This window comes from Bacillus sp. FSL R10-2201, assembly GCF_038008665.1.
Lineage (GTDB): Bacteria > Bacillota > Bacilli > Bacillales > Bacillaceae_G > Bacillus_A > Bacillus_A mycoides.
In genome coordinates this window covers 4,109,601-4,122,675 of the sequence record NZ_JBBOZP010000001.1, presented here as the reverse complement: position 1 = coordinate 4,122,675, position 13,075 = coordinate 4,109,601, and the positions used below count along the sequence as shown (strand labels likewise).

The following is a 13,075-nucleotide window of genomic DNA, read 5'->3' as shown; positions in this document are numbered from 1 at the left end:
ACGAATAAGAAGAAATGTGTGAGGATCTTAAGTTTTTTATTTTGCATACTGTAAGTGAGGAAACTTTGTTGCAAAGCACTTTCTTTCGGTGTTAAAATTACGTTTATGTGAAAGATTCGGGGGTTGCAAATTTATGAATAAACGAGACTATTATGAGGTCCTTGGACTTAGCCAGGGCGCTTCAAAAGATGAAATTAAAAAAGCGTATCGTCGTTTGGCTAAAAAATATCATCCAGACGTAAGTAAAGAAGAAAATGCAATTGAAAAGTTTAAAGAAGTACAAGAGGCATACGAAGTATTGAGCGATGATCAAAAGCGTGCGCAGTATGATCAATTTGGTCACGCTGGTCCGAATCAAGGTTTCGGTGGCGGAGGAGACTTCGGCGGTGGCTTCGGTTTCGAAGATATCTTTAGTTCATTCTTTGGCGGTGGCGGCAGACGTCGTGATCCAAATGCTCCACGTCAAGGTGCTGATTTACAATATCAAGTTACTTTAGAGTTTGAAGAAGCTATTTTTGGTAAAGAATTAAACGTTGAGATTCCAGTGGAGGATCCATGTGATACTTGTAAGGGTAGTGGAGCAAAACCAGGGACTTCAAAAGAAACATGTAAACATTGTTCAGGATCAGGGCAAGTAAGTGTAGAACAAAATACACCATTTGGGCGTATTGTAAACCGTCAAGCTTGTGGACATTGTTCAGGAACAGGTCAAATGATTAAAGAGAAATGTACGACATGCCATGGTTCTGGTAAAGTTCGTAAACGTAAAAAAATCAATGTTAAAATTCCAGCGGGTATCGATAATGGTCAACAAATTCGTGTATCTGGAAAAGGTGAAGCAGGCGTAAATGGCGGACCGGCAGGTGACTTATATGTTGTTGTTCATGTGAGAAATCATGAATTCTTTGAACGCGAAGGGGATCACATTATTTGCGAAATGCCAATAACATTTGCGCAAATGGCACTTGGTGCGGAAGTAGAAGTTCCTACCGTTCATGGCAAAGTGAAGCTGAAAATTCCAGCTGGAACACAAACAGGAACAGAATTCCGCTTAAAAGGAAAAGGTGCTCCGAACGTACGTGGATATGGTCAAGGAGATCAATATGTAGTCGTTCGTGTTGTTGTGCCGACGAAATTAACTTCACATCAAAAAGATTTATTGCGTGAATTTGCAGGGCAAGAAGAGCAGGATGATAGCTTATTCAGAAAGCTTAAACGTGCTTTCAAAGGGGAATAATGGAAATAAAAAATGGAGTTGGTAAATTGTGAAATGGTCAGAAATTAGTATTCATACAACAGAAGAAGCAGTAGAAGCTGTCTCTCATATTTTGCATGAAGCAGGCGCTAGCGGGGTTGCGATTGAGGACCCAGCGGAGTTGACGAAAGAGCGCAAGCAACAATACGGTGAGATTTATGCACTTAACCCAGATGAATATCCAAGTGAGGGTGTTTTGGTAAAAGCATATTTCCCACAAACGGATTCTTTAAACGAAACGGTTGCAGGTGTAAAATCATCTATTGATGCACTACCATCTTTCGACATCGAAATTGGTAAAGGAACTATTACAATTAATGAAGTCGATGAGGAAGATTGGGCTACTGCTTGGAAGAAGTATTATCATCCAGTTCAAATTTCTGATACATTCACAATTGTGCCGACGTGGGAAGAGTATACACCGTCTTCTCCAGATGAAAAAATTATTGAATTAGATCCAGGTATGGCGTTTGGTACAGGGACACATCCAACAACGACGATGTGTATTCGTGCGTTAGAAAAAACGGTTCACCCAGGTGATACTGTGATTGATGTGGGGACAGGTTCGGGGGTACTTAGTATTGCTGCGGCAAAATTAGGTGCGGCTTCTGTTCAAGCGTATGATTTAGACCCAGTTGCAGTTGAAAGTGCAGAAATGAATGTGCGCTTAAATAAAACAGATGACATTGTCAATGTTGGACAGAATAGTCTATTAGAAGGTATTGAAGGTCCGGTTGATTTAATCGTAGCAAATTTACTAGCGGAAATCATTCTTCTATTCCCTGAAGATGCAGCGAGAGTTGTGAAGCCAGGTGGATTATTTATTACATCTGGTATTATTGGGGCGAAAGAAAAAGTAATTTCTGAAGCGTTAGAAACAGCTGGATTTTCAATTGAAGAAGTACTTCGAATGGAAGATTGGGTAGCAATTATTGCACGAAATGCGTAATATAGATTTTAGTCTATAAAGAACAGGGGAGTCTCTCACCGTATAAGGTGAGGGACTTACCGTTTGTTATATGAAAATGATAACGTTTCGTTCTTTTCGTAAGTGTTGACTTACGAAAGGAACGAAACTCTACTAAGGTGATTATATGCAACGTTATTTTGTAGAAGAGAAATATGTAAATGAGACAAGTATTCGCATAATGGGTGATGATGTCCATCATATCGCAAGAGTGATGCGTATGTCAGCTGGTGACCACATTTATTGCTGTGTAAATGGTAAAACAGCAGAGTGTTCAATTGCTGAAATTACCAGTGAATTTGTGGATACCACTATTGTAGAATGGGTAGAGGCGTCAAGCGAACTTCCTGTGTTCGTGACGATTGCAAGTGGACTGCCGAAAGGAGACAAGCTAGAGTTAATTTTTCAAAAAGGAACTGAGCTTGGGGCAGCTGCATTTTTACCATTTCAAGCATCTCGATCTATTGTAAAGTGGGATGCGAAAAAAGCAGATAAAAAAGTTGAGCGTTTGAAAAAAATTGTAAAAGAAGCTGCGGAACAATCGCATAGAAGTGAAATTCCAGAAGTACACGTTCCCTCATCATTTAAACAACTGCTGTCGATGAGTAGCGAGTATGATGTTTGTCTTGTTGCGTATGAGGAAGAAGCGAAACAAGGTGAGAAATCTAATTTTGCGAAAGCTTTAGCGACAATTAAACCAGGCCAAAAGCTGCTGATTGTATTTGGACCAGAAGGCGGTTTAGCGGAGGAAGAGATAACCGCACTTCGTGAACATAAATTTGTACCATGTAGTTTAGGACCAAGAATTTTAAGAACAGAAACGGCTCCGCTTTATGCGTTAAGTGCCGCTTCTTATCATTTTGAATTGATGGGGTGATAATCAATGGCAACTGTTGCGTTCCACACGTTAGGTTGTAAAGTAAACCACTATGAAACAGAAGCGATTTGGCAATTGTTTAAACAAGGTGGTTATGAAAGAACTGAATATGAAAAAAAATCTGATGTATACGTTATTAACACATGTACAGTAACGAATACTGGAGATAAAAAAAGCCGTCAAGTAATTAGACGTGCTGTACGTCAAAATCCAGATGCGGTAATTTGTGTAACTGGATGTTATGCACAAACATCTCCAGCAGAAATTATGGCGATTCCAGGTGTAGATATTGTTGTTGGTACGCAAGATCGTGAGAAGATGTTAGGATACATTGAAGAATTCCGTAAAGAGCGTCAACCAATTAATGCTGTCCGCAATATTATGAAAACACGTGTATATGAAGAGCTCGATGTACCATATTTCACGGACCGTACACGTGCATCTTTAAAAATACAAGAAGGTTGTAATAACTTCTGTACATTTTGCATCATTCCTTGGGCGCGTGGTTTAATGCGTTCTCGTGATGGAAAAGAAGTTATTAAACAAGCGCAGCAATTAGTAGATGCGGGCTATAAAGAAATCGTATTAACAGGTATTCATACAGGTGGGTACGGTGAAGATATAAAAGAGTATAACTTAGCTGGATTACTGCGCGATATGGAAGCGGAAGTAGGCGGATTGAAACGCCTTCGTATTTCTTCTATTGAGGCGAGTCAAATTTCTGATGAAGTAATTGAAGTGTTAGATAAATCAGAAGTAGTTGTACGTCATTTGCATATTCCATTACAGTCAGGATCTAATACTGTATTGAAACGTATGCGCCGTAAGTATACGATGGAATTTTTCCAAGAGCGTTTAGATCGTTTGAAAGAAGCGTTACCAGGTCTTGCGATTACATCAGACGTAATTGTTGGATTCCCAGGCGAAACAGAAGAGGAATTCATGGAAACGTACAATTTCATTAAAGAGAATCGTTTCTCTGAATTACACGTTTTCCCTTATTCGAAACGTACAGGTACTCCAGCAGCACGTATGGAAGATCAAGTTCCTGAAGACGTGAAGAACGATCGTGTTCACCGTCTAATTGAGCTATCAAATCAATTAGCGAAAGAGTATGCTTCTAGATTTGAAGGTGAAGTACTTGAAATCATTCCGGAAGAGACATTTAAAGATGGTGACCGTGAAGGTTTATATGTAGGTTATACAGATAACTACTTAAAAATTGTGTTTGAAGGATCTGAAGAATTGATTGGTAAGCTAGTAAAAGTGAAAATTACAAAAGCTGGTTATCCATATAACGAAGCGCAGTTTGTTCGTGTTCTTGAAGATGATGTAAAAAAAGAATCAGCAAGCGCATAAAATGAAACTTTAATCAGTGGGGGATTTTGTTCATTCACGCTGATTATCAGCCTGACCCCACCTAAGTTCTTTGCTTTCGCTGAATTTTGAGGTGGGGGTCTTACTGTCCTGGCAAATAGCGGGATAAAAAGCATGCAAACGGAAATAATTTGCATGCTTTCTTTTTTTTTGGGGAGAAGTTAAGTACTGAAAAGGCAGGTACGTTGAATGAGTAGTTATTTAATGCTTTCTTGTATTAAAAAAGGTGTAATGATAAAAAATATAGTTGTCTTCAGGGGAAAAGGATAATAGCTATCTACATAGCTTTTGAACAGGTAAGGGCATCTATTCTTCTTTTATTCTGCCAAATAGTTGACCTGAAGTGATAAAATGTATTATAATCGTAAAAGACATGCTGAAGAAGGGTTTCTTTTTGCATGCTGAAATTAGTATGTAAGTGTGATGTTTCGGAGGGAGGGAAAGAGAATGTCAAAAACAGTCGTTCGTAAAAACGAGTCTTTGGAGGATGCACTTCGCCGTTTTAAAAGATCGGTTTCTAAAACTGGTACACTTGCTGAAGCAAGAAAGCGCGAGTTTTATGAAAAGCCAAGTGTAAAACGTAAGAAGAAATCTGAAGCGGCAAGAAAGCGTAAGTTCTAAGAGAGGGTGTAAGTTATGAGTCTTCTCGGTCGTTTAAACGATGATATGAAACAAGCGATGAAGAATAAACAAAAAGAAAAATTAACCGTTATTCGTATGGTTAAGGCTGCTTTACAAAATGAAGGTATTAAACTGCAACATACTCTTACTGAAGAAGAGGAATTAACAGTTTTAGCTCGTGAAGTAAAACAGTATAAGGACTCCCTCCTTGAATTTAAAAAAGCTGGTCGTGAAGACCTTGTTGATAAACTGCAAAGTGAAATTCAGATTTTAAGCGCATATTTGCCGGAGCAATTAACGGAAGAAGAACTAGCGGATATAATTAAGCAAGTTATTTCTGAAGTTGGTGCTACATCTAAAGCAGATATGGGTAAAGTGATGACTGCTGTTATGCCGAAAGTAAAAGGTAAAACAGACGGATCACTTGTGAATAAGCTGGTTATCCAGCTATTAGCATAAAAAAGCGTCTCATTTCGTATGAGACGTTTTTTTATGCTTTTTTCAGTTTGGACGTGATATTACAAGCTCTTTTTTCATACATATGGGATGAGAGGGGGTCTTTTGAGATGAAAAAAATAGAACAAATGAAGAATTGGTTAACGAAGCAAATAGACCTGCCAGTGGATGTGTTAATGGATCTACCTCGGATCACGCTTGTTGGGCAAGTACATATCTATATAGAAAATCATCGAGGATTATTAGTGTTTTCAGATAAAGAGGTAAGATTGCTATTGAAACATGGTCAATTATTAATTAAAGGTCAATCCTTTGTTATTAAAACAATCCTTCCAGAAGAACTGTTGCTTGAAGGGATTATTGAACAAGTGACGTTTTTAGAAAATGAAAAGAAAGAGGAGTGAGGAGAAACTTCCGTTTGTGGAGTTTTTCTTCGTTACCTTGTATTAACAGGCGGTAACGTTCTGGCCTCAATATTCGGTTCGTACAAAGAGGATAGGTGGGAATTGAGTTCCACGTAAAAAATTGGCTCGTGAAGGTTAATAATTAGTGAGGATCAAGGAATCTGCTAATTAAAATTTTAGTACGAGCTAGTTTGATAATCGAATTGAAAAGTAGTGTATCTACTTTTAGAAAGGTAGTGGAGATAGTCGATGAAAAATAAATGGTTTATAAAATGGCTTGGGTATGTAAAGGTGCGAATTGAAGGTAGAGGAGCGGAACGCTTTGTTAACGAGTGTGTGCGGAAGAAATTACTCGTTTGGGATGTAAAGAAGATAGCTGATGAAACGTTAGTTTTTTGTATGTTATTACGAGATGTGAAAAAGATAAAACCAATTTATAGAAAAAATGAATGTAAATTATATTTTATTGGACGTTACGGTTTTCCTTTTTGGAATAAGCGTGTAATTAAAAATAGTGGATTTTTAATTGGGTTTTTAATATTTTTTTTCGGAATGATCGCATTGTCAAATATGGTGTGGAAAATTGAAATTACAGGAGCAAAACCTGAAACGGAATATATATTGATGAAAGAATTGGACAAAATGGGTATAAAAAAAGGTAAATTACAATTCCAAATGCCGAGTGTAGAAGATGTTCAACGTCATTTGACAGACAATATTAATGCGATTACTTGGGCGGGATTAGAAATAAGAGGGACAACATATCATTTTAAGATTGTTGAAAAAAATGAACCGAAAAAAGAAAGTGAACAACAGCCACAAAACTTAGTAGCAAAAAAAGAAGGGATTATTACAAAAACATTTGTGGAAGTTGGGAAGCCGGTTGTCATGAAAAATGACCATGTAGAAAAGGGGCAACTTCTCGTATCCGGGATGTATGGTAATGAGGAGAATCCGACAGTTGTTTCGGCTAAAGGGATTGTATATGGAGAAACGTGGTATAAATCTGAGGTGGATGTTCCGTTAAAGACACAATTTCAAGTGTATACTGGTAATTCATACAATGAACATTTCCTTAAATTTGGGAGTACTAAAATAAAAATATGGGGATTTCTAAAGGATAAGTATAAGCGCTCTCGTACTGAAAGTGTAAAACATGATGTGAAATTATTTGGATTTACATTACCAATTGCATACGAGAAAGATATTGTACGAGAAGAGGAAGAAGCGAACCGAGAATATACCGAAAAACAAGCAATGAAAGTAGCGAAAGAGATGGCAGAAAAAGAACTGAAGAAAAAATTGGATGAACATGCTATGATTGTAAGTGATAACATTTTGAGTAAAGAGGTTGAGGCGGATCACCTAAAGGTCACATTACATTATACAGTGATTGAAAATATTGCAGAGCCACAACCAATATCTGAATCCGATATTCAAGGAGACTGAGTAATGGCAGAACAATTAGTAGAAATGAACCAACAATTGGAAAATCCCAACGAAGCAATCGCTCTTTTTGGGGTAAATGATGCTCATTTAAAAGTAATTGAACGAGAACTTAGTGTATCGATTGTGACTAGAGGAGAATCTGTTCGTGTATCTGGGGCAGATGAAACTGTGGTGCTCGTAGAAAAAATCTTACAACAGTTACTTGTTGTTATCCGTAAAGGTGTATCAATTTCGGAAAGAGATGTTGCGTATGCGATTCAGCTTGGGCAACAAGGGAAAATTGCTCAATTCGAAGAATTATATGAAGAGGAAATTTTTAAAACGGCAAAAGGTAAATCCATTCGTGTAAAAACGATGGGGCAAAGACGATATATTCATGCAATGAAAAAGAATGATATTGTATTTGGGATAGGACCTGCTGGGACAGGAAAAACATACTTAGCCGTAGTAATGGCTGTGAGAGCTTTAAAGCAAGGGTATGTAAAGAAAATTATTTTAACAAGACCTGCTGTAGAAGCTGGAGAGAGCTTAGGGTTTTTACCAGGTGATTTGAAAGAAAAAGTAGATCCGTATTTACGTCCACTATATGATGCGTTACATGATATTCTTGGACAAGAATATACACAACGTATGATGGAACGTGGTGTAATTGAAATTGCACCTCTTGCTTATATGAGAGGGCGTACTCTTGATGATTCATTTGTTATATTAGATGAGGCGCAAAATACAACTGGTGTTCAAATAAAAATGTTTTTAACACGATTAGGTTTTAGTTCTAAAATGGTTATTACGGGGGATCCCTCACAGGTAGACTTGCCAAAAGGGGTAAAGTCAGGTCTTTCTATTGCTGCTAATATTTTATCTGGTGTATCAGGTCTTTCGTTCATAACACTGGAACAAACAGACGTTGTGAGACACCCATTAGTGCAACGTATTATTGAGGCATATGATAAAATGGAATGATCCTATTTGTCAGGATCATTTCTTTTTGTATGATAAGGTTGGCGAATGACATATTTTTTACTATCATTAAAGACGAGGGAAATAAACTATAGGTGATAGTGGATAAAAATGTTGTCCAAAAAGTATCGTTACCTAGAAGAAATGAAAGCTATAAATAGTTTCACTTTATTTCTGGAGAGGAGAAGGTATTGAAATCATGTCAAGATCTCAAGAAATTTCTAAGTGGTTTCGTAATTTACAACATTCGAAAAAACTAAGTTGGATTTCTTACGTTTTATTAGGGGCAGTGCTGTTTTTTGCACTTATGAATAATGTAAAACCAGAGCAATTAGATGTTACAACATATTCTATTGCGAAAAAAACAATCCATTCTCCTATTAAAATTGAAGATAAAGTTACAACGGACAAAAAGAAAAAAGAAGCCGCTACAAAAGTTGAAGATCAATATACATATAAAAGTGAGTATAAACAAAATAAAGTGGATATTGTGAATGACGTCTTTGCTAAAGTAGATGAAGTGATACAAGAGATTAAAGCGGTTGGACCGGATGAGCAAAAAAAGATTACTGATGCTGAAAAAGTGGACAAGTTGAAAAAAAAATTGCCTACTGATTTAACGAAAGAATTATCTGATTCAAACTTACTAAACTTAATTAATGCGGATTCGAACCAATTAGTATTAGCGAAAGATGCAACAGTTACAGCTATTAATAGTATCATGACTGAGCATGTTAAAATGGATGAATTGAAGGATGCGAAGGAACGATATGTAAGTGAGATGAATAGTGTTAATGTTGATAATGGTTTAAAGGAATCTATTAAGGCGTTAGGGAAATATGCGATTTCTGCAAACTATTTTTATGATCCGACCTTAACAAAAGAGAAGAGAAAAGCGGAAGAAGATTTAGTTCCACCTGTTTATATTCTTCAAGGGCAAGTCCTTGTTAGAGAAGGTGAAACGATTTCAAGTGATATGTACAATCAGTTGAAATTAGTTGGCCTGTTAGAAAAAGGGAACAGTTTTCAACCCTATGTTGGGTTAGCGGTACTCATTGGTGTGCTATTGTACTTTATGCATAAGCAGTTTGAAGTGTTTTTACAGCGGAAAAGAGAAGATAGGCCGTATGTCTTAGCGTATATTACAATTTTGTCTATCACGATTGTTTTAATGAAAATCATTAGTTTGTTTCAAAAGCTTGAGTATGCAGGAATCGCGTATGTTGTTCCAGTTGCAATGGGAACAATACTTGTAAAATTAATGATTGGTGATCGATTTGTATTTTTAACGAGTATGATCTTTTCTGTATGCGGAAGTATTATGTTTAATGAAGGTGTAACGAGTACACTGAATTATAGTGTGGGGATTTATGTTTTATTAAGTTCATTATCAGTTAGTATTTTCTTGAGAGAAAAAAATCGTCGTACGATGATTTTACAAGCTGGTATACTCGTTTCTGTATTAAATGTAGTCGTATTAGCGGCTTTGCTATTATTACGTAACGGGAATTTTTCGCCTCTTGAAATTGGGGTGCAATTATTAATGGCTGCTGTTTCGGGTATTATCTCTTCTGTTCTAGCTATGGGGATTTTACCGTATTTAGAAAGTGGTCTTGGGATTGTATCGAGTATGAAATTGATGGAACTTTCAAGTCCGAATCACCCGCTTTTGCGTAAAATTTTATTAGAAGCACCAGGTACATATCACCATAGTGTAATGGTAGCTAATCTCTCAGAAGCTGCTTGTGAAGCAGTTGGAGCAAATGGAGTATTAGCGCGTGTAGGGGCGTATTATCATGATGTAGGGAAAACGGTACAACCACAGTTTTTTATTGAAAACCAAATGGGTATTGAAAACCCGCATGATAGATTAGACCCTGTAACGAGCAAAGATATTATAATTGCTCATGTAACCGATGGGGTGAGAATGTTAGAAGAACACCATATACCTCAAGAAATTATCGATATTGCTGGTCAGCATCATGGTACAACGTTACTTAAATATTTTTATTATAATGCGATTAAAGAAGATAAAGAGAAATATACGGAGGAAATGTTCCGCTATCCAGGATCAAAAGCAACTTCTAAAGAGTCGGCGATCGTTGGTATTGCTGATAGTGTGGAAGCGGCGGTACGTTCGATGAACCATCCAACACCAGATCAGATTAATAATTTAGTGCAAAGTATTATTAAAGATCGCCTGCAAGATGGTCAATTTAGTGAATGTGATTTGACATTTAAGGAACTACAAATCGTTGGAAAAACGTTATGTGAAACGTTAAATGGTATTTTCCATTCCCGTATTACATATCCGGAACCGCCGGAAGAAAAGGAGAAAGAATGAGTTTATTAATTGATTTTATTGATGAAACAGAAGAAGTGAAAGACGAATATATAAGTTTGATTCGAGGTTTAGTAGAGAAAGCAGCCCAAATGGAGAACATAGAAGAAGGTGCAGAATTATCGGTTACATTTGTAGATAATGAACGTATTCGTGAAATAAACCGTGATTACCGAGATAAGGATCAGCCTACGGACGTTATTTCTTTTGCTATGGAAGAAATGGGAGAAGGCGAAATGGAAATTGTCGGTGCAGAGATGCCGCGTATGTTAGGAGATCTTATTATTTCTATTCCAAGAGCAAAAGAACAAGCTGAAGAATATGGACATTCTTTTGATCGAGAACTTGGGTTTTTAGCACTACATGGCTTTTTGCATTTGCTTGGTTATGATCATATGACAGAAGAAGATGAGAAAGAAATGTTTGGAAGACAAAAAGAAATTTTAGAGGCCTTTGGATTAGGACGATGAAAACAGGAAAACTTTTAGATAGTTTTGGATATGCTATAGCTGGTATATACTTTTGTCTTCGTCATGAACGAAATATGAAAATTCATTATTTAGCCGCAGTCATCGTTATATGCTGCGGCTTTTATTTCCATATTACAACAATGGAATGGATTGTCGTACTTATTGTGATAGGGATTGTAATGAGTTTAGAGATGGTGAATACGGCTATTGAAAAAACAGTAGACTTAGCAACCACCGATATTCATCCGGTTGCAAAAATTGCAAAGGATGTTGCAGCAGGGGCAGTTTTATTATTTGCAATTATAGCTGCTGTAATTGGTGCTATTATCTTTTTACCGTATATGGTATAGTTGCATTCCGAAGCTTTTATTAAGCTTTGGGAGCGCCGTGAAGGCCTTTAATGAAAGAGTGTATCTATTCACATCTATGAACGGAAAGGATGCGGGAATATGAATAGCAAACAATTAATTCAAGAAGCAACCGAAGCGCGTAAACGAGCGTACGTACCATATTCTAAATTTCAAGTAGGTGCAGCTTTACTAACTCAGGATGGAAAAATATATCGTGGATGTAATGTTGAAAATGCATCATATGGTTTATGTAACTGTGCAGAACGAACAGCTTTATTTAAGGCAATTTCTGAAGGGGATAACGAGTTTGTAGCTATTGCAGTCGTAGCGGATACAAAGCGTCCAGTACCTCCTTGTGGAGCATGTCGACAAGTTATGATAGAATTATGTAAACAGGATACGAAAGTATACCTATCAAACTTACATGGTGATGTTCAAGAGACAACAGTCGGAGAATTGTTACCAGGAGCATTTTTAGCGGAGGATTTACATGAATAGAAAAGGTTATAAATCAGGTTTTGTCTCTATTATTGGCAGACCGAATGTTGGGAAATCTACATTTTTAAATCGTATTATTGGCCAAAAAATTGCCATTATGAGCGATAAGCCACAAACAACTCGTAATAAAATTCAAGGTGTATATACAGAAAATGATTCACAAGTAGTTTTCATTGATACACCAGGAATACATAAACCTAAACATAAACTAGGCGATTTCATGGTGAAGATGGCTCAAACGACATTAAAAGAAGTTGATATTGTTTTGTTTATGGTCAATGCAACTGAAGGATATGGTCGTGGTGAGGAATTTATTATTGAGAAATTACAAGAAACGAAACAACCGGTATTTTTGGTAATTAATAAAATTGACCAACTTCATCCAGAGCAATTGCTGGAGTTGATTGATCAATATCGTAAATTATATGAGTTCGCGGAGATTGTGCCAATTTCTGCATTGGACGGTAATAACGTTGAAGCGTTAATCGGAGCAATTAAAAAGTATTTACCAGAAGGACCGCAATATTACCCGGATAATCAAGTAACGGATCATCCAGAGCGATTTATTATTTCAGAGCTTATTCGTGAAAAAGTATTACATTTAACACGTGAAGAAGTACCGCATTCTGTAGCGGTTGTTATTGATGCAATTCAAAAGCGTGAGGGCGGAGCGGTTTATATAAACGCAACGATTGTTGTTGAACGTGCATCACAAAAAGGAATTATTATAGGTAAGCAAGGGAAGATGTTAAAAGAAGTCGGTAAGAGAGCTCGTTTTGACATTGAAGCACTTCTTGGTTCTAAAGTATTTTTAGAAGTATGGGTGAAAGTGCAAAAAGATTGGCGTAATAAGATGTCACAGCTTCGTGACCTTGGTTTCCGTGAAGACGAGTATTAATATGAAGTAAAGTTGTGATCAGTGGATGTTTTGTTCATCCGCTGATTATTGGTTTTTATGAACCTTGATAAATTAGGAAAAATTTTTCTCACATGAAAATGAACAAAATGGGTCAACTTAATAACAACAAAAGAAATTGGTTTATAGGCTAC

At 36.9% G+C, this 13,075-nt stretch carries 14 protein-coding genes; all 14 read left to right on the top strand.

Going from position 1 to position 13,075, the window contains the following annotated elements:
• The first annotated feature begins 133 nt into the window (after positions 1–133).
• The 14 genes from dnaJ to era all read left to right on the top strand — a co-directional run bounded on the left by dnaJ (position 134) and on the right by era (position 12,923).
• Positions 134–1,237, top strand: a complete 1,104-nt coding sequence (dnaJ, locus tag NSQ69_RS21320; RefSeq protein WP_002129144.1) for a chaperone protein DnaJ — start codon at positions 134–136, stop codon at positions 1,235–1,237.
• A gap of 28 nt (positions 1,238–1,265) precedes the next feature.
• Complete coding sequence (gene prmA, locus NSQ69_RS21315) at positions 1,266–2,204, top strand: 50S ribosomal protein L11 methyltransferase (RefSeq protein ID WP_002129142.1); 939 nt, start codon at positions 1,266–1,268, stop codon at positions 2,202–2,204.
• 145 nt (positions 2,205–2,349) lie between these two features.
• Entirely contained in the window at positions 2,350–3,099 is a 750-nt protein-coding gene (locus tag NSQ69_RS21310; RefSeq protein ID WP_002015195.1) for a 16S rRNA (uracil(1498)-N(3))-methyltransferase, read from the top strand.
• A gap of 6 nt (positions 3,100–3,105) precedes the next feature.
• Positions 3,106–4,458, top strand: a complete 1,353-nt coding sequence (gene mtaB / locus NSQ69_RS21305; protein ID WP_002015193.1) for a tRNA (N(6)-L-threonylcarbamoyladenosine(37)-C(2))-methylthiotransferase MtaB — start codon at positions 3,106–3,108, stop codon at positions 4,456–4,458.
• A gap of 465 nt (positions 4,459–4,923) precedes the next feature.
• Positions 4,924–5,097, top strand: a complete 174-nt coding sequence (rpsU, locus tag NSQ69_RS21300) for a 30S ribosomal protein S21 (protein WP_000048061.1) — start codon at positions 4,924–4,926, stop codon at positions 5,095–5,097.
• A gap of 15 nt (positions 5,098–5,112) precedes the next feature.
• A complete protein-coding gene (locus tag NSQ69_RS21295) occupies positions 5,113–5,556 on the top strand; it encodes a GatB/YqeY domain-containing protein (RefSeq protein WP_000054578.1) in 444 nt (147 codons plus the stop codon).
• A gap of 107 nt (positions 5,557–5,663) precedes the next feature.
• Positions 5,664–5,957, top strand: a complete 294-nt coding sequence (gene yqfC, locus NSQ69_RS21290) for a sporulation protein YqfC (protein WP_002067170.1) — start codon at positions 5,664–5,666, stop codon at positions 5,955–5,957.
• A gap of 249 nt (positions 5,958–6,206) precedes the next feature.
• Positions 6,207–7,406 (top strand): sporulation protein YqfD, encoded by a 1,200-nt coding sequence (gene yqfD, locus NSQ69_RS21285; protein ID WP_002184946.1) that lies wholly within the window; start codon positions 6,207–6,209, stop codon positions 7,404–7,406.
• A 3-nt stretch (positions 7,407–7,409) separates the two neighbouring features.
• Complete coding sequence (locus NSQ69_RS21280; RefSeq protein WP_002015189.1) at positions 7,410–8,369, top strand: PhoH family protein; 960 nt, start codon at positions 7,410–7,412, stop codon at positions 8,367–8,369.
• Positions 8,370–8,565: 196 nt separating this feature from the next.
• A complete protein-coding gene (locus NSQ69_RS21275) occupies positions 8,566–10,710 on the top strand; it encodes an HD family phosphohydrolase (protein ID WP_002015188.1) in 2,145 nt (714 codons plus the stop codon).
• The gene (ybeY, locus tag NSQ69_RS21270) at positions 10,707–11,177 is read left to right on the top strand and encodes an rRNA maturation RNase YbeY (protein WP_002088675.1); all 471 of its coding nucleotides are present in this window, start codon (positions 10,707–10,709) and stop codon (positions 11,175–11,177) included. The genes NSQ69_RS21275 and ybeY overlap by 4 nt, the downstream gene beginning before the upstream one ends.
• Complete coding sequence (locus tag NSQ69_RS21265; RefSeq protein ID WP_002129138.1) at positions 11,174–11,527, top strand: diacylglycerol kinase family protein; 354 nt, start codon at positions 11,174–11,176, stop codon at positions 11,525–11,527. Before ybeY ends, NSQ69_RS21265 begins: the two co-directional genes overlap by 4 nt.
• A gap of 99 nt (positions 11,528–11,626) precedes the next feature.
• Positions 11,627–12,025: a cytidine deaminase gene (locus tag NSQ69_RS21260; RefSeq protein ID WP_002015184.1), complete on the top strand. Its 399-nt coding sequence runs from the start codon at positions 11,627–11,629 to the stop codon at positions 12,023–12,025.
• Complete coding sequence (gene era, locus NSQ69_RS21255; RefSeq protein WP_002088672.1) at positions 12,018–12,923, top strand: GTPase Era; 906 nt, start codon at positions 12,018–12,020, stop codon at positions 12,921–12,923. Before NSQ69_RS21260 ends, era begins: the two co-directional genes overlap by 8 nt.
• Positions 12,924–13,075: the final 152 nt, after the last annotated feature.

Excerpts from the sequence above, each read along its gene's own strand:
- dnaJ (WP_002129144.1), top strand. The coding sequence starts at position 134 with ATGAATAAACGAGACTATTATGAGGTCCTTGGACTTAGCCAGGGCGCT.
- NSQ69_RS21310 (WP_002015195.1), top strand. The coding sequence starts at position 2,350 with ATGCAACGTTATTTTGTAGAAGAGAAATATGTAAATGAGACAAGTATT.
- mtaB (WP_002015193.1), top strand. The coding sequence starts at position 3,106 with ATGGCAACTGTTGCGTTCCACACGTTAGGTTGTAAAGTAAACCACTAT.
- rpsU (WP_000048061.1), top strand. The coding sequence starts at position 4,924 with ATGTCAAAAACAGTCGTTCGTAAAAACGAGTCTTTGGAGGATGCACTT.
- NSQ69_RS21295 (WP_000054578.1), top strand. The coding sequence starts at position 5,113 with ATGAGTCTTCTCGGTCGTTTAAACGATGATATGAAACAAGCGATGAAG.
- yqfC (WP_002067170.1), top strand. The coding sequence starts at position 5,664 with ATGAAAAAAATAGAACAAATGAAGAATTGGTTAACGAAGCAAATAGAC.
- yqfD (WP_002184946.1), top strand. The coding sequence starts at position 6,207 with ATGAAAAATAAATGGTTTATAAAATGGCTTGGGTATGTAAAGGTGCGA.
- NSQ69_RS21280 (WP_002015189.1), top strand. The coding sequence starts at position 7,410 with ATGGCAGAACAATTAGTAGAAATGAACCAACAATTGGAAAATCCCAAC.
- NSQ69_RS21275 (WP_002015188.1), top strand. The coding sequence starts at position 8,566 with ATGTCAAGATCTCAAGAAATTTCTAAGTGGTTTCGTAATTTACAACAT.
- ybeY (WP_002088675.1), top strand. The coding sequence starts at position 10,707 with ATGAGTTTATTAATTGATTTTATTGATGAAACAGAAGAAGTGAAAGAC.
- NSQ69_RS21265 (WP_002129138.1), top strand. The coding sequence starts at position 11,174 with ATGAAAACAGGAAAACTTTTAGATAGTTTTGGATATGCTATAGCTGGT.
- NSQ69_RS21260 (WP_002015184.1), top strand. The coding sequence starts at position 11,627 with ATGAATAGCAAACAATTAATTCAAGAAGCAACCGAAGCGCGTAAACGA.
- era (WP_002088672.1), top strand. The coding sequence starts at position 12,018 with ATGAATAGAAAAGGTTATAAATCAGGTTTTGTCTCTATTATTGGCAGA.